This is a genomic window from Shimwellia pseudoproteus (assembly GCF_016415625.1).
Lineage (GTDB): Bacteria > Pseudomonadota > Gammaproteobacteria > Enterobacterales > Enterobacteriaceae > Shimwellia > Shimwellia pseudoproteus.
Map to the genome: position 1 here is coordinate 1 of NZ_WBXP01000050.1, position 25,872 is coordinate 25,872.

Here is a 25,872-nt window from a genome sequence, read left to right on the forward strand (position 1 = left end):
TGAACTTTTGCTTTGTCACAGGATGTCGCTACAGGGTCAGGAGTGTGGTGATCTGATCCTAATTTCGGCTAAAAGTTCGATTTATTCAACAAAGCCATGATTATGTTGAAAAAACAACCTTCTGTATGTGCCGGAGACTATTCAGAGGAAGAGATGTATGAGTGGATGCAGCAAAAGGCAAAATCTATAGAGCAATTAAAATCTGCACGCGCCCATAAAGAATTCCTTCAGCGTGAATTGAACACTGTTGATAAGCTTATTTTAAATCTGACCTCTGATGCTGCCCTGGAATATTCCACACATAAACAGGCAGCAACTCATCCTGACGTAGATGAGAGAAACTCGCGTGATGTTTCGGTGCTGATTTACCTGCTGGAGAAGCCTACAGGCGATGCTGCGAAGGATGCGGAAAACGCAGCGCTGGCTGATATGTACAGAGCTGCGTTAAAAAGTGGAAAAATAGTTGGTTTTATTTCTGACAATGCACCTGGTGTTTCTGAAGCCCGCAAGGCACTTGGTCAAGCATGCGTGGAAACAATAATCACAATTAAAAAATCAGAGATTGAAAAAACAATCCCTGATAAAGAAATGATATCTGTCGATAAAGAACTATTTAAAGAGCTTCTTCAACTGATCCTCAACCTTCCTGATTTCGGAAGTAAGCTGGCTGCTATTGACATTGATAGTGGCCCCACATCGACAAGTGAAACCTTTGTTCGACTTAAGCCAAGCGATTTTCTTCTTCGTCTTAGTGCCGCACTCGGGGCATGCGGGTAACGTAATTTCCTGATTATCAAAAGCGCCCATAAACATCCCTCTTGGTTGTGTGAGAACTCCAAGATACCACCGAGCCTGAAGTGGTGAAAAGACAGGCGTCTCATTAGCTAAACATAGTTCCCTTTGGGGTGTGGTGAATTGCAGTCCACCGAGACAAGCCGAAGATAAGCACCGGCCACCACACCACCAAAGTGAGCTAATCACTAATTTCTAATAGTTGCTGTGCCTTGGCGGTTATCTGGTCTTCAACCAACTCACAGGAGGATGAAGATAATGTTCTGACAGATAGCCGCCCTTTTTATTCAATGTGTCCGCTTCCGGTGTTGGCTGGGACTCCCTACCCAGCGCAGGTTCAACTCCTGCCGGATACCTAATCAAATGGTGACTTATATGACCTTCCGTAACGTTAATTTTTACTACGGCGACCTGATGCGCGTCACTCGTGGTGTGCAGGCTGTTCGTAATCCAAAAACAATCGCTAATTTCTGGCGGCGTAGCTGGTTATGCAGGTTACTCACTCAGAAAGGCGATCCTCGTTTATAACTGGAGATAACTATGTCAGAAACAAAGAACACCACACCATTCAGCCAGCAACTGGCTTATATCAATAAAGGCACTCTGGATGCAGAGCTAACCGAAGCGCTGGCCGAAGTGATTAAAGCAGTCCGTGAGACTGGCAAGGAAGGTGCGGTTACGCTGACGCTAAATTGCGCCATGCTGAATACCCGTGACGAAAACACCATGAAAGTCACGCCAAAAGTAACCCGAACCATTCCTGAACTGGACCGCGCTGATACCATCATGTTTGCAACCGCCGATGGCGATCTACTGCGTGACGATCCTGCGCAGACACAGCTTGATTTAAAGGTTATCGAACCTGCACCACAAACAGCACCTATCAAGCTGGCCCAGTAATACCCACCGAACCAACTATTCCAATCTGATAAGGAAATATTCAATGTCTCAAATTGAAGGCTCTGCCGTGCTCGATATCCGTGATCTGGTCTCTGCAACTCTGAAGACTGAAACGGACATCCCCTCTGTCGTTGTTCCAGACGGTTTCGAAGTCAAATCCCTCGAAAGTCTGCAACTGGCTCCGTCGCGTATTCGTCAGAGCGCTAACCTGATTTCTCCGGGTTCTCTGATCGCTTACATCCAGCGATTCCGTGATGAACGTACTGTAGTTTTTGCGGATAAAACCAAAACACGCATTGTCGCCGTGCTGGATTTCCACCAGAACGCAGACAATCCGAGCTGGGCTGCACACAAAGCTGTTTATGACTGCCCGTTCTCCGACGAATGGAAATCATGGACTGCCAACGATGGCAGCAAAATGGACCAGATCAACTTCGCTGAATTCCTGGAAAACAATATTCAGAATGTTGCGCCGGTTAGTGATTCATACCAGGGCCCGTCCGGTACTGAACTACTCGAAATGGTTCTGGCATTCCAGGAGACTCGCAAATCTGAGTTTAAGTCTGTTAAACGCCTTTCTGATGGTACCTGCCAGTTCCAGTTCAGCGATGAAAAATCAGGTTCTGGTAATACCAAAATGCCGGAAAAAATCAGCCTGGCAATTTCACCATTCCACAACGGCTCTCCTTACCAGGTCGATGCACGTATCCGCTACCGTCTGCGTGATGGTCAACTGGTCCTCTGGTATGAGCTGATCGAACCGAAGAAAGTTGTTGAGCACGCATTCCAGGAAATCGTCACCGATATGGAAAGCCAACTCGGCGAAGACCTCCCTATCTACGAAGGCTCTGTTTAATCCCACCGTGTGTTGTTTTATGCGCCTGCCCTGCGGGCGCATAGCAAAGCACTCTCCCACTACATGAAGGAGTAACCATGCCCAGTTTAGGCCAGCTCTATAATGATAAAGACGCCGGGTTAACTACCCGCAAAACCTACAATGTTCCGCTGGATAAAATTTACGCCGAAGAAGGCTACAATGTTCGTGAACTTAATCGGGCGCATGTTGAAGAATTCCGCGATGCGTTTATTGCCGGTGAATACATCCCGCCGCTGGCCGTGGAAGTTACCGAGCGTGGTGTGAAGGTTATCGACGGTCATCACCGTTATCATGGTGCGTTGGCAGCTATCGAAATGGGCCACGACATTGTGCGCCTGGAATGCAAAGATTTCGTAGGTAGTGAAGCCGACAAGATCGCATTCATGGTAACCAGTTCGCAAGGATTGGCGCTTACTCCGCTTGAACGTGGCGCGGCATATCATCGCCTTCAGAATCAGGGCTGGAGTCCTTCAGAAATAGCGGCAAAAGTTAAACGTTCTGAGTCTGATATTCTGCAACACCTTCAACTTCACGAATGTACCCCGTATATCAAAAAGCTCGTGCGTGATGGTTCTATGAATTATGCCATCGCGATCGGTATCTCCCGCGAGCATGGTGTGTACGCAGACCGAGAAGCCTCCCGGCTGATGAAGAAAGCAGAAGCCGCAGGTAAGAAAAAAATCACTAAAAGCATTGCCAGTCCTCAGTTTAATGCAGGAAAAGCCAGGAAGTTCCTGGAGCTTATTTCTTCATGTGCAAAGGACTCTGGCGAAGCGCTGACCATTGAAGTGCCACCAGCAATGCAGGCTGAAATAATCTCAATTCTTCGCGAATTTCGTCACGAGGCTGATGGGGTGACCTCATGAAAAAAGTTTCTGAACTGGTGATGTGGACCCTGCTCTTTTCTTCTCTTACCGGAATTGGTTTAACCGCAGGATTTTATTGCTTCATCGCCACGGCACGACTGATAGCGAGGGTTATTTCATGAATATCGAATACCAGGATAAGGGCGCGGCGGCAAACATCATCATCACCAGCACAGTTTTTGAGTTTCGTCGTCATGTTCGCGTCGTTGATACGGTGCTGATGTGTACGCAGGGTGTTATTGCCGAGCGTTGCGGCTTCTTCCTGATGAAGACTGTGATCTCAGGTCGCTCTAAAGAAATGCTTCGAGCCAATAAGACGGCGAGGCGGGAGGCGGCGCGATGACGGTTTTTGAATACATCCAGGCTCATCCAAACACCACCAGCGGTGACATCGCCAGAGGGCTGAACAAGAAGACACCCGCTGTATCAGGCGCAATATCCCAGCTTTATACCACTGGTCGCGTTGTGAAATCAGGGATGTGCAACGGTGTCCCTACTTACCGCGTTAACGATCTCCCTTATGGGTGTGGTAACGCAATACTAATTCAATTCAATCAACTACTGATGGAGTGTCGCCGTGAAGCAGTCTGATTTACCAAGATGCCCTACGTGCGGAAATATGCCCGAGTACTCGCTGAAACCCAATCATCTTGGCTGGGTTTGGGGTGGTATCAGATGCCCGTATGACCATTACAGCGTGAAGCTCAACGGACCTGCCAGTAGCCGTGCAAAGGCAAAAGAAATACTAACTCCGCTGTGGATTGAACTGGTCAGAAAAGCCAGTCAGGAGAAAACGGCATGAATGTTTACGAAATGGAAGGTTTTCTCCGTGGCAAATGTCTGCCCGGTGACATGAAAGTCAACGAGAGTGATGCGCAGTATCTGGTGCGTAAATTCTCTGAACTGCAATCCCAAAACGCAGACATGGCAGTACAGCTCGCTAACGCCGAGAGCAAGCGCAGGGAGCTGGCGGCGGAAGTGCAAGCTGTGCGATGGGCTTGCGGTCAGGTGTACATGAAAGGCTATAACCATGGGCACTTGAACACCGTTGATGGACTTGAGTACGCCAGTGATACAGAACTTGTAGAACGCGGCGGAGAGACGCTTGCTGACTTCACTGACCCAGATCATTGCGGTATAGCTGCTGACGCTATTCTGGATGAAGTGCGGGCCAGCGGTGTGGAGATGGTGATTGCTTATCACCGGGAGCGAGCGGATGCACTACATCATGTTGACCGCAGCAATGCCATCCGCCACTCAATGGCGGCGATCGATGCTTCTGACGTAGCCGCCCAACTTCGCAAAGGAGCCGCGCTATGAGCAAACCAACCTATGAAGAACTTGAAAGCACTCTAAAAGAGCTACGCCGTATTGCTTTTTCAGCTCGTCGGAATTCACATAATTGCGGCCCGTTCCAGTATTCGGACTTATGCGAAGAAATTATTGATATGACCAAGTTGGTCAAAGAGGCAGCCCAATGACAGCACTCAACAAACAGGCGCTGCGCCAAACAGCAGAGAAAGCCCAAGAGCATGGCGTATTCAATATGGATATTCACTCCGAGACCGTGCTGGCGCTGTTGGATGAGCTGGAAGCCGCAGAGAAGCGCATAGCAGAGGCATGTGCTGGGTGGGGTAACTGTCAGTTGACGATGGGTGTTTATTGTCACGCGTATGAAGAGGCTAAAACACATATCGCTGAACTGATACATAACCACCGTGTGCATGCCGCGCGCTTAATTGATGAGCGCATCGTACTGAAAGAGCGCATAGCAGAACTGTCTGCAAGCCACAGCAAATTGCGCGACACAATGGCAACCATCCACAACACAATCCGAATGGATGGCGGATATACGCCACTGGCAGCAATCCTTAATGCTGCTAAACGCGCACATGAAGAGTCAGCCACCGCCGCTGGCATTGGCGTGAAGGGGGAGTGAGATGGCGCTGACGAAAAAACAACGCGCAGAGCTACGCATGAAGTTTGGCGGTCGCTGTGCTTATTGTGGATGCGAACTACCAGAGAAAGGATGGCATGCTGATCATGTTGAGGCTGCATTGCGGAAGTGGGAATTTGGCGAACGTCAGTCCAATGGAACCCGGCGTGCTGTTGCAACCGGGGAATTCTGGCGACCTGAGAATGATGCTATCGAAAATCTGTTCCCTGCTTGTGCGCCGTGCAACCTGTTTAAAGCCACATTCAGCGTGGACTTGTTCCGGGAAGAAATTACGCGGCAGGCAGAACGTGCTCGCGCATATAGCGTCAACTTCCGCACTGCTGAACGATTTGGCCTGGTTGAAGTAATCGAAAAGCCGGTTGTGTTCTGGTTTGAAAAATATCAAGAAGGAGCGTCAGCATGACAACTAACCACCCAGCGAACGGTCCTGTATCACTCGAGCGCCTGCACCAGATACGAGAAATACTCAGCAAAGCAGCAGCACAAAGCGACGGCGGTAATCTCGGCTACGCAATGGCTGATGCTGTGAAGGTGATTGATGGGGCAATTGCTGAGTTTGGAGTTGAGCCAGCGCCGGTAGTGCCAGATGATCTGCTGAGCATGGCTGCTTCGGCGATAGAAGACCTTCTGGAGCATACAGACCCAAGCACTAATTATTATTCCGGTGTGTGGGCTGATGTACCTGGTAAGTTGCGCGCCGCCATGCTTCAGTCGTTCGGTAATTCCGAAAAACTTGACGAAGTTGGCTCATGGAATAACCACATGAACACGCCTACTGCTAAACCAGCAATTGATACTGGCGAGCTGCTTAAACACATCGAAGGCATGGAAGTATCAGTAGACGTCAGCACCTGTGATGCAGATGCTGGCCATCGTTATTTCGGCACTGTAACTGAAATATCTGAACTGGATACAGCAAGGAATGGCTACATCCTGTTGGTTCAGGATGCGAAGCCAAACTTCAAACCGGCTGACAACTCTCCGGTAATTCCGGATGGCTGGCAGTTAGTGCCGAAGGAACCAACGGAAGCGATGAATAAAGCTGGCTGGGCCGCAATGAACGAACATGATGCAATTAACCCGACCTATAGAGCTATGCTCGCAGCAGCACCGCAGCAGGAGAATGTATAACGTGAACAATTTAATGATCGACCTTGAGTCCATGGGCAAAAAACCAAATGCCCCTATCGTCTCCATTGGTGCAGTATTCTTCGATCCGCAAAGTGGTGAACTGGGTCAGGAGTTTTACACCGCCGTTAACCTTGAAAGCGCTATGGAGCAGGGAGCGGTGCCAGATGGTGACACTATTCTGTGGTGGTTAAGACAAAGCTCAGAAGCACGATCAGCAATCTGTGTTGATGATGCGATGCCGATATCGTCTGCCCTATCTGAACTGAGCCATTTCATTAATCGGCATTCTGATAACCCAAAATATTTAAAAGTTTGGGGCAATGGAGCTACTTTCGACAACGTTATATTGCGCGGCGCATATGAGCGCGCCGGCCAGGTTTGCCCGTGGCAATTTCGGAATGATCACGACGTCAGAACCATCGTCACGCTAGGCAGGGTTGTAGGTTTCGATCCTAAGCGTGATATGCCATTTGATGGGGTTGCACATAATGCACTTTCTGATGCAAAACACCAAGCTAAGTATGTCTCAGCCATCTGGAAGCGGCTTATCATTACTCCCGTAAAAAGCGAGGAATAACATGACTGAACAACCTGATGATCTCCTCACTCCAGACGAGGTATGCCAGAAACTGGGGATTACGCAAAAAACATTATGTAAATGGAATACAGAACACCGGCACCGTTCTACACTGGCCCCTGTAAAATTTAGCGCTAAAGTCGTTCGCTATGAGCGCCGTAACGTAGAGGCCTTTATCCAGAAATGCCGGAGCCAGTATTAACCCCGTCGTCTTAGCAGCGCAACCTGCGCGAGTATGCTTCGCTCATGAGCCTCAAATGCTTCGCGCTTTAACGCAATCTCTTCCTGCAAAATCTCATCTGAAAAGTCGTAGTGTTCTGCCATCGGGTCATCAGACTTGCTGGAATGGTGAAGGCACAAGAGGCTTACTTCCCTTCTATCTGATCGGGAGTAACCTCTTTCCTTCATCAGGGCAATAACATTGCTCTTAAGGAATTTACGGCACATAGTATTAAATGCCCCCTCTTTCCCTTTTATTGTCCCGTCATGCTTCATACCCTTTACCGCACCTTCCGGGCTGTATGTTTTCACCAGTTTATCCAGTGATCGTTTTGAAAATGCTTGCATAGGGTCGCGCGGCTGCAAGAACACATAATCTTTATTGCACTCAGGAACTGAATCGCGCCAGGCTTTCTGCTCGTCGATAATCCTCCTGATCTCTGGCGTTATCGGCAGACGGAAAGCCTTTTGTGTTTTCATCGCCCCGCGCATACCGATCACGCCTTCTGGATAAACGATTTCATCTGCATCCTCGTTGACGTAATCCCAGCGCAAGTTATTAATGTTTATCGGGCGAACGCCAGTAATAATCATGAATCTAACGGCATTTTTCTGGTGTATAGAGGTGCAGGCAGCCACATTGAGCCAAAGGCGGGCGATTGATTCAATATCCGTAAATAGTCGCGTTGGGGTTGGTTTCTGCACACGAGAAGAAACATAATCATCTGGCAAACTGGCGGCAATATTACGCCCATTGCAAAGTGTAGGAGCACAAAATTTCCAAAACCGACGAAGCTCACCAAATAACTCTAACGCGTTATTATTGGAACGTGTTGCAATCCACTCATCCAGAACATCCACCAGCCGACTGTAAGTCACATCACTGAATACTTCACGCTCCCCGAACGTTGCTTTGATTCTGTCGATACGTACCCCATAGGTCGTGAAGCTATCAGGACTCAACTTCTGCCTGTCTACTTTTGCTTTAAGGTCTTCACGGTACATTTCCAAAGCTGCGTGGACAGATTCAGCACGTAACCCACCCTCTGCCATTTCTGATGCTTTCTCTCTGGCTATTTGAATTGCGAGTTCCGGCCATTCGCCAAGTTTTTTACCTTTCAACCCCATCTTTTTAGGGAACTCAGCGTAAAATGTCACCTTACCTGCTTTACTAAAATCAATGCGGAGATAATTTTCTTTTTCGTATTTGGAACGGCGGGCGACGCCGGAGGCTGAGAGGATAATTTTGGCGGCAGCAACACAGATTTTCATGTGTGAGCTGGTATAGGGGGGTTTACAGGCATCCCACTTTTCAGACGCGGCTAAAACATCGTCATTATTGGGGCTATCCGGTTTATGTGTTACAGTGCGCGGCATTCTCAATCCTTATCTGCGAAGGCACAGAAAACAAGCTCACACATGCAGGTCTTTTCAGCGTGACAAAATGCAATGTGTTGCGGCTTTGTGTTACTGGACTGAGTTTATCAGGGTTAAATACACTGTATCAACATACAGTAAGTAAATAATAGAGAGTGATAGAGAAACTCTTTAACTTGCTGATTTTAAAATGATTTAATGGTAATTCATTGAAATGTCTTTACTAATTACTAAACGCTGTATCAATTGTGATATGTGCGAACCGGAGTGCCCGAACCAGGCGATATCAATGGGGGAGATTACCTATCAGATCGACAGCGAGCGCTGTACCGAATGTGTTGGCCATTACGAGACGCCAACCTGCCAGAAAGTGTGCCCGATCCCTAACACCATCATTAACGATCCGCAGCACACCGAAAGCGAAGATCAGCTGTGGGATAAGTTTGTTCAGCTGCACCATTCCGATAAGATCTGACGCCCGTCGCCGGGCTATCCTTCGATAATCACCGTTGCACAGGCGTAATGGCGTTCATCCGCCAGGGTGACATGTATGGCCGTCACCCCCAGCCGCTCCGCCATTTGCCGGGCCACCCCGTGCAGATACAGCTCCGGTTTCCCCAGCGGGTTATTGCCCACCTCGAACTGGTTAAATGCCAGCCCGTTACGGATACCGGTCCCCAGCGCTTTAGAGGCCGCTTCTTTTACCGCAAAGCGTTTTGCCAGGAAACGGATCGGCTGTTGGTGCTGCTGGTATTGCTGCCATTCGTTATCGCTGAGGATCCGGCGGGCAAGGCGCTCGCCGGAACGGGAAACCACTGCCTCAATGCGGGCAATCTCAACAATGTCCGTGCCAAGGCCAAGGATAGCCATTAGCCACGGCTTTCCAGCATCAGGCGTTTCATTTCAGCCACTGCCTCTTTCAGCCCGGACATCACCGCCCGGCCAATGATGGCATGGCCAATATTCAGCTCGTGCATCTCCGGCAGCGCAGCAATCGCCTGGACATTGTGATAGTTCAGGCCGTGCCCGGCATTCACTTTCAGCCCCTTGCTGACCGCATAACGCGCCGCGTGGGCAATACGGGCCAGTTCCTGGGCCTGGGTGGCTTCGTCCACAGCATCCGCATAGCAGCCGGTGTGCAGCTCAATATAGGGCGCGCCAACGGCAACAGCCGCATCAATCTGCTGCTCGTCGGGATCAATAAACAGTGAAATCTGGATACCGGCCCCGGCCAGTTTCTGGCAGGCTGCGCGCATTTTATCCAGCTGGCCGGCAACATCCAGCCCGCCTTCGGTGGTCACTTCCTGGCGTTTTTCCGGCACCAGGCAGCAGAAATGCGGTTTGGTGGCACAGGCAATCGTGACCATTTCATCGGTCACTGCCATTTCCAGGTTCATGCGGGTGTGCAGGGTTTCACGCAGGATACGCACATCGCGATCAGTAATGTGGCGGCGATCTTCGCGCAAACGAACGGTAATCCCGTCAGCCCCGGCCTGCTCAGCAATAAACGCCGCCTGTACCGGATCCGGGTAGCTCGTTCCCCGTGCATTACGCAGGGTGGCAATGTGATCGATATTGACCCCTAAAAGTAAATCAGCCATGACATTCCTCGGTCAAAAAACAAAGTGACAGCAGTTTACACCGCTGCGAAAAAAACTGCCTGTGTGGCAGATAAATTCGTGCCCTATGGTTTAGTTTCCCCCGGTGCAGGCTGGCTTCTGCGCGGAATAAACTGACGGAACAGCTCACGGCTTTTCAGCGGTTTGCCGCCCAGGTAGGGCTTCAACGCCATACGGGTGAAACGCTTTGCTGCCCGTAGGGTATCGCTGTCCGGGAAGTCCCGCTGATATAGCGCCCGCAACTGGCGGCCGGTAAAACTGCGGTTGTCCACCACCAGGCTGGCAATAAAGCCTTTCTCTTCCCGGTAACGGTAGGTCATGGTATCGGCCACCGCCTCGCCGCTACCGGCACAGTGCAGGAAATCAACCCCATAACCAAGATGGCCAAGCAGCGCCAGTTCAAAACGGCGCAGCGCTGGCTCAGGCGAGCCGGATGTACCGGCCAGCGCCTGCAGGCAATATAAATAATCAAAGAATAATTCAGAGAAGCTGATCTCTTGCTCCAGAACCCGCGACAGGAGTTCATTAACATAGAGACCGCTATACAGAGGGATACCGCTCAACGGTAATGCCAGGGAAACCGCTTCGGCATTACGCAGGGTTTTGACTTCACCACGGCCCCCCCAACGCACCAGCAAGGGGGTGAATGGCTGTAGGGTGCCTTTCAGCATCGAACGTTTAGCCCGTGCGCCTTTGGCAATCAGACGCACGCGGCCAGCGTCTTCGCTGAACAGGTCAAGCAGCAGGCTGGTTTCGCTCCAGGGGCGACTATGCAGTACAAATGCCCGCTGCCAGCCTTCCATCAGGTGGACCCGTTACAGATCTTCGCCATAACCCAGGCTGCGCAGGGCGCGCTCGTCGTCCGCCCAGCCGGATTTCACTTTCACCCACAGCTCAAGGTGCACCTTCGCTTCAAACATGTCTTCCATGTCGCGACGGGCCTCAATACCAATGGTTTTGATTTTAGAACCTTTATTACCGATAACCATTTTCTTCTGGCCTTCACGTTCCACCAGAATCAAGCCGTGGATATCGTAACCACCGCGTTCGTTGGTAACAAACTGCTCGATCTCGACAGTCACCGAGTAAGGCAGTTCGGCACCGAGGAAACGCATCAGTTTTTCACGGATGATTTCAGAGGCCATAAAGCGCTGGGAACGGTCGGTAATGTACTCTTCCGGGAAGTGATGAATGGCTTCCGGCAGATGTTTACGCACGATGCCGGCGATAGTGTCAACATTCAGGCCGGTCTCCGCAGACATCGGTACGATGTCCAGGAAATTCATCTGGCTGCCGAGGAATTGCAAATGCGGCAGCAGATCGGCTTTTTCCTGCACGTTGTCCACTTTGTTCACTGCGAGGATAACCGGCACTTTGCCGTCACGCAGTTTGTTGAGCACCATTTCGTCATCGGCTGTCCAGCGGGTCCCTTCGACCACGAAGATAACCAGCTCAACATCACCGATAGAGCTACTGGCCGCACGGTTCATCAGACGGTTAATCGCGCGTTTTTCTTCCATATGCAGCCCCGGGGTGTCCACGTAAATGGCCTGGTAAGGCCCTTCAGTATGGATACCGACAATCCGGTGCCGGGTGGTCTGCGCTTTGCGCGAGGTGATGGAAATCTTCTGCCCCAGTAACTGGTTCAGCAATGTGGATTTACCAACATTCGGCCGGCCAACGATGGCGATGAACCCGCAGTAACTCTTTTCTTCGCTCATTCAAGCTCCAGCTTTTTTAGCGCCATTTCGGCGGCAGCCTGCTCCGCCTTACGGCGGCTGGAACCTATACCAATAACAGGTTCGCCCAGGCCACTCACCTGACAATGAATAGTAAATTCCTGATCGTGCGCTTCGCCACGCACCTGCACGACCAAATAAGACGGCAGCGGCAGATGACGACCCTGCAGATACTCCTGCAGACGCGTTTTCGGATCTTTTTGCTTATCGCCCGGACTAATTTCATCAAGGCGGGTCTGATACCAGGAGAGGATCAGGCGTTCAATATTCTGGATATCGCTATCCAGGAAAATGCCGCCAATCAGCGCTTCGACAGTATCGGCGAGGATGGATTCACGGCGGAATCCGCCGCTTTTCAGCTCCCCTGGCCCCAGACGCAGGCATTCGCCCAGTTCGAACTCCCGGGCAATTTCTGCCAGGGTGTTCCCGCGAACCAGCGTAGCGCGCATCCGGCTCATATCACCTTCATCCACACGCGGGAAACGGTGATACAGCGCGTTGGCAATCACGAAGCTGAGAATGGAGTCGCCCAAAAACTCCAGACGTTCATTATGCTTGCTGCTGGCGCTACGGTGGGTCAATGCCTGTTGCAACAAATCCTGATGTTGAAAAGTGTAGCCCAGCTTACGCTGGAGACGGTTAATTACTATGGGGTTCATGCGATACCAATATGTGAATGCGTCAAAAACTCAGCACACGGAACAGACCTGACAGGCTCCGATGATTCAACACTGTTTCGTGTGCTGTGGCTCCCTTTCGGGAGCCAGCCAAAACTCGGGGAAATATTCTATACACAACGACAGGGGATGTCGTTAGTTGATTAGGGATAATTTATTAATGAATTCCGCCAATACGGCTTAAACGGACGCCGGTTGGCCATTCACCCTGTTGCTTTTCGAAGCTCATCCAAATTGCAACCGCTTTCCCTACCAAATTTTGCTCAGGGACAAACCCCCAATAACGGCTGTCGGCGCTGTTATCACGGTTATCACCCATCATAAAATAATGTCCCGGCGGAACAATCCAGGTACGGGTATTGTGGTAATACTCTGATACCCGGTCGCTGGCGATAGGCAGAATAAGAATCTGGTGTTCTACCTTACCCAGCGTTTCGTTACGCTGCTGCATCCGCTCTGCGCCCTGCATATTCTGATCCAGCGGCACCTGATAAAAACCGCTGCTGGCTTCTGCGCTGTAATAGCTCGGGATCACCTGCTCAAATACGCTCGGTTCGATATTAGAGTAAGTAATCGGAATAGCATCATCACAGGCCTGGCCGGAACTGCAATTCGGCTCCACAGTCACTTCTTTGGCGATCGGATCATAACTCACCCGATCCCCCGGTAACCCCACCACGCGTTTGATATAGTCCAGGGTCGGATCATTAGGGTATTTAAATACCGCAATATCACCACGCTCAGGATGCCCGGTCTCGATCAGCGTTTTCTGGTAGATAGGATCTTTAATACCGTAAGCGTATTTCTCCACCAGAATAAAATCGCCGATTAACAAGGTCGGCATCATCGATCCTGACGGGATCTGGAAAGGCTCAAAAATAAAAGAGCGCACAATCAGTACCACGGCCAGCACCGGGAATACCGATGCGGTAGTCTCCAGCCAGCCGGGTTTCGCTGCCACTTTGGCCAGGGTTGCTTTGTCGAGGGCGTTCCCGGCAGCCGCCTGGGCTGCCGCACGCCGCTCACGGCGCTTTGCCGCAAAGACAAATTTGTCCAGGCACCAGAACAAGCCGGTCACCAGGGTCGCAATCACCAGGACAAGGGCAAACATGTTAGCCATAACGATTCCTTAATTATTTACCGTCTTTGCCGACGTGCAGAATGGCCAGGAACGCTTCCTGCGGCAGCTCTACGTTGCCCACCTGCTTCATGCGTTTTTTACCTTCTTTCTGTTTCTGCAACAGCTTTTTCTTACGGCTGATATCGCCGCCGTAACATTTCGCCAGTACGTTTTTACGCAGCTGCTTCACGGTGGAACGGGCAATAATATGGGTACCGATGGCCGCCTGAATGGCGATATCAAACATCTGACGCGGGATCAGCTCTTTCATCTTCTCAACCAGTTCACGGCCGCGATACGGGGCGTTATCGGCATGGGTGATCAGCGCCAGCGCATCCACACGCTCAGCATTGATCAGGATGTCCACCCGCACCATTTTAGAGGCCTGGAAACGTTTGAAGTTATAGTCCAGAGACGCATAGCCCCGGGAGGTGGACTTCAGACGGTCAAAGAAGTCGAGCACCACTTCCGCCATCGGGATCTCATAGGTCAACGCCACCTGGTTACCGTGGTACACCATATTGGTTTGTACGCCGCGCTTCTCAATACACAGGGTAATCACGTTGCCAAGGTATTCCTGCGGCAGCAGCATATGGCACTCAGCGATCGGTTCGCGCAGCTCTGCGATATTGTTTACCGCAGGTAACTTAGACGGACTATCAACATAGATCACATCACCGGCGGTGGTCGCCACTTCATAGATTACCGTCGGCGCGGTGGTTATCAGATCAAGGTCATACTCACGCTCCAGACGCTCCTGGATGATTTCCATATGCAGCAGGCCAAGGAAGCCACAGCGGAAACCAAAGCCCAGCGCGGTAGAGCTTTCCGGCTCATAGAACAGCGACGCATCGTTCAGGCTCAGTTTGCCCAGCGCATCGCGGAACCCTTCGTAGTCATCAGAGCTGACCGGGAACAAACCGGCATATACCTGCGGTTTAACTTTTTTGAAGCCCGGCAGCGGCTGTTGTGCCGGATTACGGGACAGCGTTAAGGTATCCCCTACCGGGGCGCCGAGGATGTCTTTGATTGCACACACCAGCCAGCCTACTTCGCCGCAGTTAAGCACATCACGATCGACTTGTTTTGGTGTGAAAATACCTAAACGATCAGCGTTATATACCTGACCGGTGCTCATCACCTTAATTTTGTCGCCTTTACGCAGGGTGCCGTTTTTCACCCGCACCAGGGAGACAACCCCCAGGTAGTTATCAAACCAGGAGTCAATAATCAGCGCCTGCAGCGGGGCATCAGGATCCCCTTCCGGTGGCGGGATATCCCGTACCAGACGTTCGAGGACGTCCTGAACACCGATACCGGTTTTCGCAGAGCAGCGCACTGCGTCCGTGGCATCGATCCCGACGATATCTTCGATCTCTTCGCTCACCCGCTCCGGATCGGCGGCAGGCAGGTCAATTTTGTTGAGTACCGGCACCACTTCCAGGTCCATCTCAATGGCGGTATAGCAGTTGGCAACGGTCTGCGCCTCTACGCCCTGGCCGGCATCCACCACCAGTAACGCGCCCTCACAGGCAGCCAGAGAACGGGAGACTTCATAGGAGAAGTCCACGTGCCCCGGGGTGTCGATGAAGTTCAGCTGATAGGTTTCACCGTCGGATGCTTTGTAATCCAGGGTGACGCTCTGTGCTTTGATGGTAATACCGCGCTCGCGCTCCAGATCCATAGAATCCAGGACCTGAGCCGCCATTTCACGATCGGACAAACCGCCGCAAAGCTGGATAATACGGTCAGACAGCGTGGACTTACCGTGGTCGATATGGGCAATGATAGAGAAATTTCGTATATTCTTCATATTTAATAAGTTATTGGATCACTGTCCGTAAATTACGTGGGGATGGCGTGTCACGACGGGAACCCATCATTCACGTACCACCCATTAATAATGGCGAGCATATTACACTGTACAAGAGGTTGAGTCAGCAGATGTTCATTACGGTCTGTGAACCGTAAGGCGCCGGAAGCATCACTCCCCGCGCCCGCGCTGGGTAATTATGACGGGTAGTGGCCGGTTACATCGTCGACCTGTAGCTGGTCGGCCGTTAACGCCACGTTCAGGATAACCGGTTGCCAGCCTTCTTTTTGCGCCATCCGGCCCGAAAATCCTTTCGCCACCAGGAAACCGCCAACCCCGCCCAGCACCCCGCCGCAAAACGCCGCAAGGTCACTGCCGAAGCACGCCTGGAACAGGCCGGCAATCATAAATAATCCAGCCAGCGGGGATAAGTAGACCAGCATAGCGGACCCCAGCAGGCTGGACTCCGTGATCCCCAGCTCGACCTTCTGGCCGGCCGCCAGGGGCTGATCCCAGCGCACGGCGATAGTATGTTCCGTTTCCGGCCCCAGCTTATTCAGCACCCGGGTACCACAACCGGAACGCGACGCGCAGCTACTGCAAGACGTTTTCACATCGCAGCGTACCAGCGCTTCACCATTTTGCCACGATACAACCGTGGCCCATTCGCGCATCATTGGGTGGCCTTCACATTAACGCTATCGGCAACCCGCTTCGCCGTCTGGGGCGGCAGTTCGCCGACCACGGTGACTTCAGTATTACCGCGCATTTCGGTACTTACCGTACGGCGGCCGTTACGCAGCAACTGTTCGCCGGTATTTGTCGCCGCGGCAGAGCCTGAACGGCTGACATTCACCGAGAAACTAAACAGGCCATCGGTATATAGCCGGGATTCGACCGGCAGCTCCATACCCGGTAGCGGCCGCTTGCTGCTGGAAACCGCTTTAAAGCCCTGAGGTAACCAGCCAGGCGACCAGGTAAAATTCACGTTTTTATCATCAGGCACGGCAAGTAGCGGTGGCAGATTCGCTTTTTCCAGCCCCTGAATCGCCGGGTTCATCTGATTGACCGAGAACGAAATCACCCGAAATTGTTCCAGGGTCTCACCGTCGCGATCCAGCAGGTCTATCCGCAGCGGCAGTTTGGTTTCCGAGTCCATCCACACGATGTAGCTGTAGCGGGTCCCGTCCCGGGAGACAACGCGAATCACCTCACACAGGCGATCCGCAATACGGGTGCGCCCCAGGGCGATAAAATCGTACCAGGCGGCGAGTTTTTTGAAATCGGCATAAACAACGGAAGGCAGCGAATCAACAATATAGTCGCCGGTCAGGGTAAACGGCTCAAGACCAGGTTCAAAATAGCTGATCTCACCGCCACGCTGTACCACTTCCCGACGCGGGCCATCCATTTGCAGCAGTTGCGCATAGGTTTTACTTGCCAGACGGGCATGGCGATAGCGGAGGGATTCAACCCCCTGCTTGTTGATGCTGATGAACGCCAGTTCATAGTTGAGTGACTGACTTGCCACATTCATCTGCTGCAACAACGCCCCGGACGAAAGCGTATCTGCCGGGGCGTTACCAGAGAAGAACAGGCTGCCAGCCAGTAAGGACACGGCACACCAAAGTTGCTTCATTACTGCGATAGGGTTCCTAAAGTCTGGTTTCCTGGTACCTGAACCGCAGCCTGCTGGGTTTGTGCATTTTCAATCTGAAGCTGCTCAGCATGGAGACGGCGCTGCAATTCATAGTCCTGCAGCATAGCATTAATTCTACGCCGCTGTTCCTGAAGTTGCTGCTGGTTGCCATTAGATGCCATCACTGAGTTATCTGCCGGCACCCCAAGACTAACCGGGCTGGCTTTGCCCATCATCGGTAGCGTATTGAACGCCGGGGTATCAGACTGAATGCCAGTTGCAGATGATGCATTGTAATGCTGGACACCGACAATAACGGCCAGTGATACGCAGGCCGCTACACCAATTTGCGTGATCTGAGCGGCCCACGGACGCACCTTCTGCCAGAATGGCATTTTCTGCCACTGGTGCGGCGCCGGTTGCTGCTCGGTAATGACAGGAGTAACCCGGGATGTCGGCTCATTCTGGATAGCGGCCATAACATTAGCCGAGATATCAAGGTGAACAACCTCGCCAGTATCACCCCGCAGGGTATCGCGGATCAGGTGGTAACTCGCCCACGTTTGCTGCAGCGATGCATCTTTCGACAACGCAGTCAGCAACTCAGTGTCGAGGGTTTCTCCATCCATTAAAGCGGAAAGTTTCTCTTTCTGCATACCTAATACCTTTTCCAGTATCCCGCTATCGTCAACGCCGGATAAGCGGTTGAACTTTATTATCAATAGCTTCCCGCGCCCGGAAAATGCGCGAACGCACTGTTCCCACCGGACAGTCCATGATGGCGGCTATCTCTTCATAGCTTAGGCCATCTAGCTCCCGTAAGGTAATTGCCATACGTAAATCTTCCGGGAGGGACTCAATTGTACGGAAAACGATTTGTCTCAGTTCTTCTGACAACATTAAGTTCTCAGGGTTCGAAATTTCTTTTAGCGCTCCGCCACTTTCGAAATTCTCTGCCTCATTGGCATCGACATCGCTCGACGGTGGGCGCCGCCCCTGAGCCACCAAATAATTTTTTGCTGTGTTCACAGCAATACGGTACAGCCAAGTGTAAAACGCACTATCACCGCGGAACGAGTCCAGTGCCCGATAAGCCTTGATAAAGGATTCCTGAACGACATCAGGTACATCCCCTGAAGGCACATAGCGGGAAACCAGACTCGCAACCTTGTTCTGGTAGCGGACCACCAGCAGGTTGAACGAATTTTGGTCTCCCTTCTGGACCCGTTCAACAAGAACCTGATCCGTTAACTGCTCGCTCATCCGAGGTAAAGTCTCCCCAAACCAATATCCACGCGTAATCGAACTGCCACTTAACCCTGCGCCGTTACGAGCAAGCAGGTGTATGAGTCTCGATTGCCGATAAAGTTCACTTACGCTTTAGTTTTTCTGATAGATTTCGCGAAATTCTCATTCTTGTATCGTTGTTCGTTTCGCGGCCCGCCAGGCGAATGTACTTACGCTAACGCGTTGTTAAATGTACAACACGCAGAGTATCTCATGCGTCGTGGTTTTTCATCACCAAATCACGCCTGTATGTACGGTTTATCATATTTTACACAGATTGGCTGGCCTCCCCTTCCCCTCGTTCCGCATATGTTTAGCCAATACTAAACAACTGATAAAAAAACGTGCTATTTACACGATTCAGGTGCTATGCTCAGACAACATTGTTTAGTAAATTAAACACACAACCATGAACACAGCATCTCAACTCTCCTGCGACGTCCTGATCGTTGGTAGCGGCGCTGCGGGGTTATCCGTCGCTTTACGCCTTGCCGACACCCATAATGTCATTGTGTTAAGTAAAAGCACCCTTGCGGAAGGCTCCACCTTTTATGCCCAGGGCGGGGTTGCCGCTGTCTTTGATGACACTGACAGCGTTGACCTGCATGTTGAAGATACGCTGGTTGCTGGCGCCGGCATTTGTGATCCCCACGCGGTGCGCTTTGTTGCCAGCCATGCCCGGCAGTGCATGGAGTGGCTGATTAAACAAGGTGTTATGTTCGATACCGAGCCCGACGCGCAAGGTGCGCCCCGTTACCATTTAACCCGTGAGGGTGGCCACAGCCACCGCCGCATCCTTCATGCGGCAGATGCCACGGGCAAAACTGTTGAAACCACCCTGGTACAGCAGGCAAAAAACCACCCCGGCATACGGATTATGGAGCATTGCAGTGCCGTGGACCTGATCACCTCGGCACAGGCCGGACTACCAGGCCCCCACCGCACCCTGGGTGCATGGATCCAGGACAATCAGACCGGTGAGGTGCAAACCTGCCGGGCCAAAGTGGTGGTACTGGCCACCGGCGGCGCCGCGCGGGTTTACCCCTATACCACTAATCCGGAGATTGCCTGTGGCGATGGGGTGGCAATGGCATGGCGGGCAGGCTGCCGGGTTGCTAATCTGGAATTTAACCAGTTCCACCCCACCGCGCTGTACCACTACGGGGCGCGTAACTTTCTTCTCACTGAAGCGCTGCGTGGCGAAGGCGCCTGGCTCATCCGGCCGGACGGCACGCGTTTTATGCCGGAAATCGATCCCCGCGCCGAGCTGGCCCCCCGGGATATTGTCGCCCGGGCCATCGACCACGAAATAAAACGGCTGGGGGTGGAATGTATGTATCTCGACATCAGCCATAAGCCGGCGGAATTTATTCGCCACCATTTTCCGACTATCTATGAAAAACTGCTTGGCCTGGGGATTGATATTACCCGGGAGCCAATCCCCATCGTGCCCGCAGCCCACTACACCTGTGGCGGGGTGATGGTTGACGACAATGGTCAAACCGATATTCAGGCGCTGTATGCCGTGGGGGAAGTGAGCTACACCGGCCTGCACGGCGCGAACCGCCTGGCGTCTAACTCATTGCTGGAATGTATCGTCTACGGCTGGTCCGCGGCCGAGGATATCCTCGGACATATTGATACCCTGGCGCCTGTTCCCCCGCTGCACCAGTGGGATAACGGCCATGACAGCAACCCGGATGAGGACGCAGTTATCCTGCATAACAGCCAGGAGCTGCGCCAGTGCATGTGGGACTATATGGGAATTGTGCGCACCACGAAACGGCTGGAGCGGGCCGGGCACCGGATTGCGCTACTGGAAGGTGAGTTGGCCCGTTACTACAGCACCATGCGGCTGACACCCGATTTGCTGGCGCTGCGCAATCTGGTTCAGGTGGCCGGGCTCATGGTTCAGTGTGCCAAAGCCCGCAGAGAGAGCCGCGGTTTGCATTTCACCCTCGACTACCCTCAACCCCTGGCGCAATCCGGGCCCACCATTCTCACCCCGGATAACTACATAAAAAGATAAAACGCACCGGTCAGGCCACAAAACTCAGACGAGTATTGCTGGTCTGGCCCGCGGATCACCAGACGGTCCTGAAAGCATTCTCCGGCCCGGGGTGATAACCCCAGCAGTACCCGGTGGGAAGGCCGGGCGTCCATTTCACACACATCGGTGCGCAGCCGTAAAAACCAGCCTTGCTCCACCGCCAGGGCAATAAATTGCTCCCCCTGCTGCTGTGGCAATACAACGCAAAAAAAACCGTCTTCGGTAATGCTCTGGGCGGCGCAGTTCAGCAAGGTGGCGTAATCCAGCGCCCCGGTATAGCGGGCCATATCCCGGGCCTCCGTACTACAGGCCACGCCGGGTTCATAATACGGTGGGTTACTGATGATAAGATCGTAGTGTGGGGGTTGTTGCTGGCACCAGTGTTGAATATCATCCTGATGGACCTGGATCGCGGTTTTCCACGGTGATGCGGCAATATTTTCCCGGGCCTGGCCTGCGGCGTCTGCATCCAGCTCCACCGCATCAATATGCACACCGGGCCGGGCGCGCTGCGCCAGCATCAACGCCAGCAGGCCGCTACCGGTACCAATATCAAGCACGCGACGCAGGCCTGCAACCGGCGCCCAGGCGCCCAGCAGGATCCCGTCAGTGCCCACTTTCATCGCACAGCGATCGTGAGCAACAAAAAACTGCTTAAAGGTAAATCCGTTACGCGGTAGTACGTTTTTTTGTGATGACATTTTGACAGCCCGACGGTGAGATCGCTGTAGCATAGGGTAAACCGGCGTCGCCTCCAAGGGGGGCGGCGCGACAAACAGATGAAGATTAGCGGCGAAACGTCTATAATCTGCGCCCCACACTGAGGTAGATCATGACTGTAACCACTTTTTCCGAACTCGAACTTGATGATAGCCTGCTGGATGCATTGCAGGACAAGGGGTTCACTCGCCCCACGGCTATTCAGGCCGCCGCTATTCCCCCTGCCCTCGAAGGGCGTGACGTTTTAGGCTCGGCACCGACCGGTACCGGGAAAACCGCCGCTTATTTGCTGCCTGCGTTACAGCACCTGCTCGATTTTCCTCGTAAAAAATCCGGGCCACCGCGTATTTTAATCCTGACACCGACCCGGGAACTGGCGATGCAGGTTGCCGACCACGCGCGTGAGCTGGCCAAAAACACCCACCTGGATATTGCCACGATCACCGGCGGTGTGGCCTATATGAACCACGCAGAAGTTTTCAGTGAAAACCAGGATATTGTGGTTGCTACCACCGGCCGTCTGCTGCAATACATAAAAGAAGAAAACTTCGACTGCCGGGCAGTAGAAACCCTGATCCTGGACGAAGCAGACCGTATGCTGGACATGGGTTTTGCCCAGGATATCGAGCACATTGCTGGCGAAACCCGCTGGCGTAAGCAGACCATGCTGTTTTCCGCCACCCTGGAAGGCAGTGCCATTATCGATTTCTCCAAACGTCTGCTGGAAGAACCCGTGGAAGTTTCCGCTACGCCGTCAACGCGCGAGCGCAAGAAGATCCATCAGTGGTATTACCGTGCTGATGACGTTAAACATAAAACCAGCCTGCTGGTTCATCTGCTGAAGCAGCCAGAAGTCAGCCGTTCAATTGTTTTTGTCCGCAAGCGCGAACGGGTGCATGAGGTTGCCCAGTGGCTGCGTGATGCTGGCATTCCATGCTGCTACCTGGAAGGTGAGATGGTGCAGATCAAGCGTACGGAAGCCATCTCGCGCCTGACCGATGGCCGGGTGAACGTGCTGGTCGCCACGGATATTGCCGCCCGCGGTATTGATATCCCGGACGTCAGCCACGTGTTTAACTTTGATATGCCGCGCAGTGGTGATACCTACCTGCACCGTATTGGCCGTACCGGCCGCGCCGGTCGTAAAGGTTGCGCCATTTCACTGGTGGAAGCACACGATCATCTGCTGCTGGAAAAAGTCGGCCGCTACGTTCAGGAGCCACTGAAAGCCCGGGTTATTGATGAGCTGCGCCCGTCGACCCGTACCCCGAGTGTCAAACTCAAAGGCAAACCGTCGAAGAAGACACTGGCCAAGCGGGAAGAGAAGAAAAAAGAGCAGGAAAAAGATAAAGATCGGGTGAAAAACCGCCACCGGGTGAAAAAGAACATCGGCAAGCGCCGTAAACCCAGCGGCACCACGACAGACACCAAAGCATAAACCTTCAGCGCCGGGCAACCGGCGTTTTTTTTACGCCACACTGCGGCCAGTGGAATACGACAACAACAACAAAAAGGCCCGGACCGGCAATATACCGAATCCAGGCCCTTATTACTCTCTTACCGTATTGCCGCCGGCGATAAACGTCCCCGTCTTACCGGATCAGTTCACCTTCGACAGGTAACCGAATTACAGGCTTTCGGTAAAAGTACGCGCGATAACATCACGCTGCTGTTCCGGGGTCAGTGAGTTAAAGCGCACCGCATAGCCAGAAACACGGATAGTCAGCTGCGGGTATTTTTCCGGATGGTTAACCGCATCTTCCAGGGTTTCACGACGCAGTACGTTAACGTTCAGGTGCTGGCCACCTTCAACGCGTACTTCAGGTTTGATATCCATCGGAACTTCACGATATTCAATCTGGCCCAGTTTACTGACCGGAACAATTTCATCTTCAGCAAAACCGCCTTTTGCACAAATGCAACGCGCTTCGCCTTTGTCGCTATCCAGCAACCAGAAAGAGTTCAGAAGATCGTCGTTTGCCGCTTTAGTAATCTGAATACCAGTAATCATAAATGCCTCCCTAAGGCTTAATCTTTATTTACCCGCCAGGCCGGCCACGCTACTGCCGCCATAACAAGGTAAGTTCCTCAGCCATGTTCTGGCTAATTGGTAAAACCATTGTTTCTATGTTGTTTATATACCAGTCAGATGGCGGCGATTCTTTGATTAAAATCAACAAAAACCCAAGGAGCATTAGCACGCCAAATTGATTTATTTGTTTTACATCAACTTAGCCGATTTGGCATCGCGGGATTTATTTGTAAATTTCCAACGTTTTTTTAGCAAAATCCCTACAACACCCCGACGCGATTTTATTCTTGTGCCATAAGCAGTTAAGCTAACCGCAAATTAATCCTCAGGAGCGCGAGATGGGTGCACCTCTCACCTGGCACGATGTGCTGGCCGATGAAAAACAACAGCCTTATTTTATTCAGACCTTACAGACAGTGGCCCAGCGCCGGGCCGCAGGTGTGACGGTTTATCCGCCACAAAAAGAGGTATTTAACGCTTTTCGCTATACCGAGCTGTCAGATGTTCGGGTGGTGATCCTCGGCCAGGATCCCTATCACGGTGCCGGCCAGGCACATGGTCTGGCCTTTTCGGTACAGCCAGGTATCGCCATTCCGCCATCGCTGCTCAATATGTATAAAGAGCTGGAAGGGTCGATTCCAGGATTTGTACGGCCCCAGCACGGCTATCTGGAAAGTTGGGCACGTCAGGGGGTGTTGCTGCTCAACACGGTGTTAACCGTGGAAGCAGGCCAGGCGCACTCGCACGCCAATCTGGGGTGGGAAACCTTCACAGATAAGGTTATCAGCCTGATCAATGAACACTGCCAGGGGGTGGTCTTCTTATTGTGGGGCGCTCATGCGCAAAAGAAAGGCCGGATTATCGATCGCCAGCGCCATATTGTATTGCAGGCCCCCCATCCATCACCGCTGTCGGCACATCGCGGCTTTTTCGGCTGCGGGCATTTCGCCCAGACCAATGCCAGCCTGGCGGAACGTGGCCTGCCGATCATCGACTGGGCCCCGGTATTACCCGCAGTTAAGGAAGAATAGAGGCCCGTCTTCACGGCGAAAAAAAAGCGCCTGTTCAGGCGCTTTTCACGATGTTCTATTGCGTTCAGGCTTTATGCTGACGCCACCACTCGGCCATCACCACACCGGTAGCAACAGAAACGTTCAGGCCGTCAACATCGCCGCTACCGTCGATAGAAATCTCAATATCGCCACGGCCCGCCACGCCGGATTCGCCTTCCCCGCGCTCGAAGCCGGGAACCAGTACCATCTTGTGCGGCAGTTCAGTGTTAAAGAGAGGCTTACCCTTATCGGTTACGGTACTGACCACGGTATAACCTGCGTCACGGAACTGATCCAGCGCATCATCAAAGCTGCTGCCGGTAATCGCCTGAACATGCTCAGCACCGCCTTCCGCAGTACGAACGGCAGCACCGGACTCCAGCACTGCGGCATCTGGCACCAGCACACCGCGAGCGCCAAAATGCGCGCAGGTGCGTACCATCGCCCCGACGTTGTGCGGGTTACCGATATCTTCCAGCGCCAGAACACAATCGTCTGCCGCCGCCGTGCTGATCCACTGCTCTACGGCCATACCGTTACGTTTTTTAATCAGGAAGCACACGCCACCGTGACGCTCAGTACCGGATGCCTTGGCCAGCTCGGCATCATCAACCACGTGGTAGGCTTTACGGTTGGCCGCCATCCAGCGCAGTGCCTCTTTAAAACGCGGCGTCACACTCTGGATAAACCAGGCGCGCACAATAGATTCTGGACGGTTACGGAATAAAGACTGGCACGCATTCTCGCCGTATACCCGGGTCTCTTCCGCACGCTGGCGGCGCAGCACTTCCGGATCAATATAACTTTTGCCACTGATTCCGCCATGGTCCGGCGTGGTGCTGGACTCTTCACCAGGCGCGCGGGAAACGGTACGCCACGGGGAAGCATCCCGGGGGGAGGGCTCCCGTTGCGAAGCATCCCGTTTACGGTCGCGCCCGGCAGTCGTTGCTTTATCATCGCGAGAGCCGCGGCGGCCCCCTTCCTGACGAGGAGCGTTACGCCCGCCGCCTTTTCCGGTACGTGGGTTCTGGCCGCGTTTTTCTGATTCATCATCACCGCGGACATACATCACTTTGACCTTGCCGCTTTTACCTTTTAATTCGTCGTTCATGCTTGTCTCCACCAGCTAGCTCTGCGCGAAGGGCGCAGATTACCTGATGTCCCGACGCTAAGCCATTATCTTTATCTAAAAGCTACTATCTATTGTACTCATTGAATAAACCAGATTGTTGGATTAGTGCATTGCGTCGATAATATTTAACATTATAAATACAAAAAAGATGGTTTCTCCGCATACCCTGCTCTACTGACCCGAGGTTTGTTATGAATACTGGCTTTGTTGAATAAATCGAACTTTTAGCCGAAATTAGGATCAGATCACCACACTCCTGACCCTGTAGCGACATCCTGTGACAAAGCAAAAGTTCA

At 52.4% G+C, this 25,872-nt stretch carries 31 protein-coding genes; 16 read left to right on the forward strand and 15 right to left on the reverse strand.

Annotated features, from left to right (window positions below; all coding sequences use genetic code 11):
• Positions 1-102 precede the first annotated feature (102 nt).
• The 12 genes from F9C28_RS20205 (at position 103) to F9C28_RS16890 (ending at position 7,100) form a co-directional block, all read left to right on the forward strand.
• Complete coding sequence (locus F9C28_RS20205; protein WP_233149132.1) at positions 103-777, forward strand: hypothetical protein; 675 nt, start codon at positions 103-105, stop codon at positions 775-777.
• A 555-nt stretch (positions 778-1,332) separates the two neighbouring features.
• Positions 1,333-1,692 carry a hypothetical protein gene (locus tag F9C28_RS16835; RefSeq protein ID WP_199016460.1) on the forward strand — a complete coding sequence of 120 codons (360 nt, stop codon included), beginning with the start codon at positions 1,333-1,335 and terminating at the stop codon, positions 1,690-1,692.
• 43 nt (positions 1,693-1,735) lie between these two features.
• Positions 1,736-2,548 carry a YfdQ family protein gene (locus tag F9C28_RS16840; protein ID WP_088731866.1) on the forward strand — a complete coding sequence of 271 codons (813 nt, stop codon included), beginning with the start codon at positions 1,736-1,738 and terminating at the stop codon, positions 2,546-2,548.
• 77 nt (positions 2,549-2,625) lie between these two features.
• The gene (locus tag F9C28_RS16845; protein ID WP_197385596.1) at positions 2,626-3,435 is read left to right on the forward strand and encodes a ParB/RepB/Spo0J family partition protein; all 810 of its coding nucleotides are present in this window, start codon (positions 2,626-2,628) and stop codon (positions 3,433-3,435) included.
• Complete coding sequence (locus F9C28_RS16850) at positions 3,432-3,557, forward strand: sodium:solute symporter (RefSeq protein ID WP_115643042.1); 126 nt, start codon at positions 3,432-3,434, stop codon at positions 3,555-3,557. Before F9C28_RS16845 ends, F9C28_RS16850 begins: the two co-directional genes overlap by 4 nt.
• Positions 3,554-3,778 (forward strand): hypothetical protein, encoded by a 225-nt coding sequence (locus tag F9C28_RS16855; protein ID WP_088731857.1) that lies wholly within the window; start codon positions 3,554-3,556, stop codon positions 3,776-3,778. The genes F9C28_RS16850 and F9C28_RS16855 overlap by 4 nt, the downstream gene beginning before the upstream one ends.
• Positions 3,779-4,233: 455 nt before the next feature.
• Positions 4,234-4,755: a hypothetical protein gene (locus F9C28_RS16860; protein WP_199016461.1), complete on the forward strand. Its 522-nt coding sequence runs from the start codon at positions 4,234-4,236 to the stop codon at positions 4,753-4,755.
• The gene (locus F9C28_RS16865) at positions 4,752-4,916 is read left to right on the forward strand and encodes a hypothetical protein (RefSeq protein WP_199016462.1); all 165 of its coding nucleotides are present in this window, start codon (positions 4,752-4,754) and stop codon (positions 4,914-4,916) included. Before F9C28_RS16860 ends, F9C28_RS16865 begins: the two co-directional genes overlap by 4 nt.
• Entirely contained in the window at positions 4,913-5,374 is a 462-nt protein-coding gene (locus tag F9C28_RS16870; RefSeq protein ID WP_199016463.1) for an ead/Ea22-like family protein, read from the forward strand. Before F9C28_RS16865 ends, F9C28_RS16870 begins: the two co-directional genes overlap by 4 nt.
• A gap of 1 nt (position 5,375) precedes the next feature.
• Positions 5,376-5,795, forward strand: coding sequence for an HNH endonuclease (locus F9C28_RS16875; protein WP_113456703.1), 420 nt, complete (start codon positions 5,376-5,378; stop codon positions 5,793-5,795).
• Positions 5,792-6,523, forward strand: a complete 732-nt coding sequence (locus tag F9C28_RS20210; protein WP_233149133.1) for a DUF550 domain-containing protein — start codon at positions 5,792-5,794, stop codon at positions 6,521-6,523. The genes F9C28_RS16875 and F9C28_RS20210 overlap by 4 nt, the downstream gene beginning before the upstream one ends.
• Before the next feature lies 1 nt (position 6,524).
• Positions 6,525-7,100 carry a 3'-5' exonuclease gene (locus F9C28_RS16890; protein WP_199016464.1) on the forward strand — a complete coding sequence of 192 codons (576 nt, stop codon included), beginning with the start codon at positions 6,525-6,527 and terminating at the stop codon, positions 7,098-7,100.
• Between the two features lie 198 nt (positions 7,101-7,298).
• Here the strand turns inward: F9C28_RS16890 and F9C28_RS16895 are convergent, their stop codons facing one another.
• The gene (locus F9C28_RS16895; protein ID WP_080169197.1) at positions 7,299-8,696 is read right to left on the reverse strand and encodes a tyrosine-type recombinase/integrase; all 1,398 of its coding nucleotides are present in this window, start codon (positions 8,694-8,696) and stop codon (positions 7,299-7,301) included.
• Between the two features lie 214 nt (positions 8,697-8,910).
• On the opposite strand from F9C28_RS16895, the gene F9C28_RS16900 reads away from it, so the two are divergent.
• Entirely contained in the window at positions 8,911-9,171 is a 261-nt protein-coding gene (locus F9C28_RS16900) for a YfhL family 4Fe-4S dicluster ferredoxin (protein WP_199016465.1), read from the forward strand.
• Positions 9,172-9,185: 14 nt separating this feature from the next.
• On the opposite strand, the gene acpS is transcribed toward F9C28_RS16900, so the two are convergent.
• The 11 genes from acpS to rpoE all read right to left on the reverse strand — a co-directional run bounded on the left by acpS (position 9,186) and on the right by rpoE (position 18,566).
• The gene (acpS, locus tag F9C28_RS16905) at positions 9,186-9,566 is read right to left on the reverse strand and encodes a holo-ACP synthase (RefSeq protein WP_199016466.1); all 381 of its coding nucleotides are present in this window, start codon (positions 9,564-9,566) and stop codon (positions 9,186-9,188) included.
• Positions 9,566-10,297, reverse strand: a complete 732-nt coding sequence (gene pdxJ, locus F9C28_RS16910; protein WP_199016467.1) for a pyridoxine 5'-phosphate synthase — start codon at positions 10,295-10,297, stop codon at positions 9,566-9,568. The genes acpS and pdxJ overlap by 1 nt, the downstream gene beginning before the upstream one ends.
• A gap of 83 nt (positions 10,298-10,380) precedes the next feature.
• Complete coding sequence (gene recO / locus F9C28_RS16915) at positions 10,381-11,118, reverse strand: DNA repair protein RecO (RefSeq protein ID WP_199016468.1); 738 nt, start codon at positions 11,116-11,118, stop codon at positions 10,381-10,383.
• A 12-nt stretch (positions 11,119-11,130) separates the two neighbouring features.
• Positions 11,131-12,036, reverse strand: a complete 906-nt coding sequence (gene era / locus F9C28_RS16920; RefSeq protein ID WP_199016469.1) for a GTPase Era — start codon at positions 12,034-12,036, stop codon at positions 11,131-11,133.
• Positions 12,033-12,713 (reverse strand): ribonuclease III, encoded by a 681-nt coding sequence (gene rnc, locus F9C28_RS16925; RefSeq protein ID WP_199016470.1) that lies wholly within the window; start codon positions 12,711-12,713, stop codon positions 12,033-12,035. Before rnc ends, era begins: the two co-directional genes overlap by 4 nt.
• 175 nt (positions 12,714-12,888) lie before the next feature.
• The gene (lepB, locus tag F9C28_RS16930; RefSeq protein ID WP_199016471.1) at positions 12,889-13,851 is read right to left on the reverse strand and encodes a signal peptidase I; all 963 of its coding nucleotides are present in this window, start codon (positions 13,849-13,851) and stop codon (positions 12,889-12,891) included.
• A 13-nt stretch (positions 13,852-13,864) separates the two neighbouring features.
• On the reverse strand, positions 13,865-15,664 hold the full coding sequence (gene lepA, locus F9C28_RS16935) for a translation elongation factor 4 (RefSeq protein ID WP_199016472.1): 1,800 nt from the start codon (positions 15,662-15,664) through the stop codon (positions 13,865-13,867).
• A gap of 197 nt (positions 15,665-15,861) precedes the next feature.
• A complete protein-coding gene (gene rseC / locus F9C28_RS16940; RefSeq protein ID WP_199016473.1) occupies positions 15,862-16,341 on the reverse strand; it encodes a SoxR-reducing system protein RseC in 480 nt (159 codons plus the stop codon).
• On the reverse strand, positions 16,338-17,303 hold the full coding sequence (gene rseB, locus F9C28_RS16945) for a sigma-E factor regulatory protein RseB (protein ID WP_199016474.1): 966 nt from the start codon (positions 17,301-17,303) through the stop codon (positions 16,338-16,340). The genes rseC and rseB overlap by 4 nt, the downstream gene beginning before the upstream one ends.
• Positions 17,303-17,959: an anti-sigma-E factor RseA gene (gene rseA / locus F9C28_RS16950; RefSeq protein WP_199016475.1), complete on the reverse strand. Its 657-nt coding sequence runs from the start codon at positions 17,957-17,959 to the stop codon at positions 17,303-17,305. The genes rseB and rseA overlap by 1 nt, the downstream gene beginning before the upstream one ends.
• Before the next feature lie 31 nt (positions 17,960-17,990).
• Positions 17,991-18,566, reverse strand: a complete 576-nt coding sequence (gene rpoE, locus F9C28_RS16955; RefSeq protein WP_199016476.1) for an RNA polymerase sigma factor RpoE — start codon at positions 18,564-18,566, stop codon at positions 17,991-17,993.
• Between the two features lie 433 nt (positions 18,567-18,999).
• On the opposite strand from rpoE, the gene nadB reads away from it, so the two are divergent.
• Entirely contained in the window at positions 19,000-20,619 is a 1,620-nt protein-coding gene (gene nadB / locus F9C28_RS16960; protein WP_199016477.1) for an L-aspartate oxidase, read from the forward strand.
• On the opposite strand, the gene trmN is transcribed toward nadB, so the two are convergent.
• Entirely contained in the window at positions 20,604-21,341 is a 738-nt protein-coding gene (trmN, locus tag F9C28_RS16965; protein ID WP_199016478.1) for a tRNA(1)(Val) (adenine(37)-N(6))-methyltransferase TrmN, read from the reverse strand. The genes nadB and trmN overlap by 16 nt on opposite strands.
• Positions 21,342-21,472: 131 nt before the next feature.
• On the opposite strand from trmN, the gene srmB reads away from it, so the two are divergent.
• Positions 21,473-22,798 carry an ATP-dependent RNA helicase SrmB gene (gene srmB / locus F9C28_RS16970; RefSeq protein ID WP_199016479.1) on the forward strand — a complete coding sequence of 442 codons (1,326 nt, stop codon included), beginning with the start codon at positions 21,473-21,475 and terminating at the stop codon, positions 22,796-22,798.
• A gap of 189 nt (positions 22,799-22,987) precedes the next feature.
• On the opposite strand, the gene grcA is transcribed toward srmB, so the two are convergent.
• Entirely contained in the window at positions 22,988-23,371 is a 384-nt protein-coding gene (grcA, locus tag F9C28_RS16975; RefSeq protein WP_199016480.1) for an autonomous glycyl radical cofactor GrcA, read from the reverse strand.
• Positions 23,372-23,730: 359 nt separating this feature from the next.
• Here grcA and ung point away from each other — a divergent pair, with 359 nt between their 5' ends.
• Positions 23,731-24,423 (forward strand): uracil-DNA glycosylase, encoded by a 693-nt coding sequence (gene ung / locus F9C28_RS16980; RefSeq protein WP_199016481.1) that lies wholly within the window; start codon positions 23,731-23,733, stop codon positions 24,421-24,423.
• A 64-nt stretch (positions 24,424-24,487) separates the two neighbouring features.
• Here ung and F9C28_RS16985 read toward each other — a convergent pair whose 3' ends face one another.
• Complete coding sequence (locus F9C28_RS16985) at positions 24,488-25,555, reverse strand: tRNA/rRNA methyltransferase (RefSeq protein WP_199016482.1); 1,068 nt, start codon at positions 25,553-25,555, stop codon at positions 24,488-24,490.
• Positions 25,556-25,872 lie beyond the last annotated feature (317 nt).

What these genes read in the sequence shown, in the direction of transcription:
- F9C28_RS16850 (WP_115643042.1), top strand. Translation starts at nt 3,432, where the DNA reads ATGAAAAAAGTTTCTGAACTGGTGATGTGGACCCTGCTCTTTTCTTCT.
- rpoE (WP_199016476.1), bottom strand. Translation starts at nt 18,566, where the DNA reads ATGAGCGAGCAGTTAACGGATCAGGTTCTTGTTGAACGGGTCCAGAAG.
- F9C28_RS16860 (WP_199016461.1), top strand. Translation starts at nt 4,234, where the DNA reads ATGAATGTTTACGAAATGGAAGGTTTTCTCCGTGGCAAATGTCTGCCC.
- F9C28_RS16855 (WP_088731857.1), top strand. Translation starts at nt 3,554, where the DNA reads ATGAATATCGAATACCAGGATAAGGGCGCGGCGGCAAACATCATCATC.
- lepA (WP_199016472.1), bottom strand. Translation starts at nt 15,664, where the DNA reads ATGAAGAATATACGAAATTTCTCTATCATTGCCCATATCGACCACGGT.
- F9C28_RS16845 (WP_197385596.1), top strand. Translation starts at nt 2,626, where the DNA reads ATGCCCAGTTTAGGCCAGCTCTATAATGATAAAGACGCCGGGTTAACT.
- srmB (WP_199016479.1), top strand. Translation starts at nt 21,473, where the DNA reads ATGACTGTAACCACTTTTTCCGAACTCGAACTTGATGATAGCCTGCTG.
- lepB (WP_199016471.1), bottom strand. Translation starts at nt 13,851, where the DNA reads ATGGCTAACATGTTTGCCCTTGTCCTGGTGATTGCGACCCTGGTGACC.
- rseB (WP_199016474.1), bottom strand. Translation starts at nt 17,303, where the DNA reads ATGAAGCAACTTTGGTGTGCCGTGTCCTTACTGGCTGGCAGCCTGTTC.
- F9C28_RS16835 (WP_199016460.1), top strand. Translation starts at nt 1,333, where the DNA reads ATGTCAGAAACAAAGAACACCACACCATTCAGCCAGCAACTGGCTTAT.
- grcA (WP_199016480.1), bottom strand. Translation starts at nt 23,371, where the DNA reads ATGATTACTGGTATTCAGATTACTAAAGCGGCAAACGACGATCTTCTG.
- F9C28_RS16895 (WP_080169197.1), bottom strand. Translation starts at nt 8,696, where the DNA reads ATGCCGCGCACTGTAACACATAAACCGGATAGCCCCAATAATGACGAT.
- F9C28_RS16840 (WP_088731866.1), top strand. Translation starts at nt 1,736, where the DNA reads ATGTCTCAAATTGAAGGCTCTGCCGTGCTCGATATCCGTGATCTGGTC.
- rseC (WP_199016473.1), bottom strand. Translation starts at nt 16,341, where the DNA reads ATGATGCGCGAATGGGCCACGGTTGTATCGTGGCAAAATGGTGAAGCG.
- ung (WP_199016481.1), top strand. Translation starts at nt 23,731, where the DNA reads ATGGGTGCACCTCTCACCTGGCACGATGTGCTGGCCGATGAAAAACAA.
- acpS (WP_199016466.1), bottom strand. Translation starts at nt 9,566, where the DNA reads ATGGCTATCCTTGGCCTTGGCACGGACATTGTTGAGATTGCCCGCATT.
- F9C28_RS16985 (WP_199016482.1), bottom strand. Translation starts at nt 25,555, where the DNA reads ATGAACGACGAATTAAAAGGTAAAAGCGGCAAGGTCAAAGTGATGTAT.
- era (WP_199016469.1), bottom strand. Translation starts at nt 12,036, where the DNA reads ATGAGCGAAGAAAAGAGTTACTGCGGGTTCATCGCCATCGTTGGCCGG.
- pdxJ (WP_199016467.1), bottom strand. Translation starts at nt 10,297, where the DNA reads ATGGCTGATTTACTTTTAGGGGTCAATATCGATCACATTGCCACCCTG.
- F9C28_RS16900 (WP_199016465.1), top strand. Translation starts at nt 8,911, where the DNA reads ATGTCTTTACTAATTACTAAACGCTGTATCAATTGTGATATGTGCGAA.
- trmN (WP_199016478.1), bottom strand. Translation starts at nt 21,341, where the DNA reads ATGTCATCACAAAAAAACGTACTACCGCGTAACGGATTTACCTTTAAG.
- F9C28_RS20210 (WP_233149133.1), top strand. Translation starts at nt 5,792, where the DNA reads ATGACAACTAACCACCCAGCGAACGGTCCTGTATCACTCGAGCGCCTG.
- nadB (WP_199016477.1), top strand. Translation starts at nt 19,000, where the DNA reads ATGAACACAGCATCTCAACTCTCCTGCGACGTCCTGATCGTTGGTAGC.
- F9C28_RS16865 (WP_199016462.1), top strand. Translation starts at nt 4,752, where the DNA reads ATGAGCAAACCAACCTATGAAGAACTTGAAAGCACTCTAAAAGAGCTA.
- rnc (WP_199016470.1), bottom strand. Translation starts at nt 12,713, where the DNA reads ATGAACCCCATAGTAATTAACCGTCTCCAGCGTAAGCTGGGCTACACT.
- rseA (WP_199016475.1), bottom strand. Translation starts at nt 17,959, where the DNA reads ATGCAGAAAGAGAAACTTTCCGCTTTAATGGATGGAGAAACCCTCGAC.
- F9C28_RS16870 (WP_199016463.1), top strand. Translation starts at nt 4,913, where the DNA reads ATGACAGCACTCAACAAACAGGCGCTGCGCCAAACAGCAGAGAAAGCC.
- F9C28_RS20205 (WP_233149132.1), top strand. Translation starts at nt 103, where the DNA reads ATGTTGAAAAAACAACCTTCTGTATGTGCCGGAGACTATTCAGAGGAA.
- recO (WP_199016468.1), bottom strand. Translation starts at nt 11,118, where the DNA reads ATGGAAGGCTGGCAGCGGGCATTTGTACTGCATAGTCGCCCCTGGAGC.
- F9C28_RS16875 (WP_113456703.1), top strand. Translation starts at nt 5,376, where the DNA reads ATGGCGCTGACGAAAAAACAACGCGCAGAGCTACGCATGAAGTTTGGC.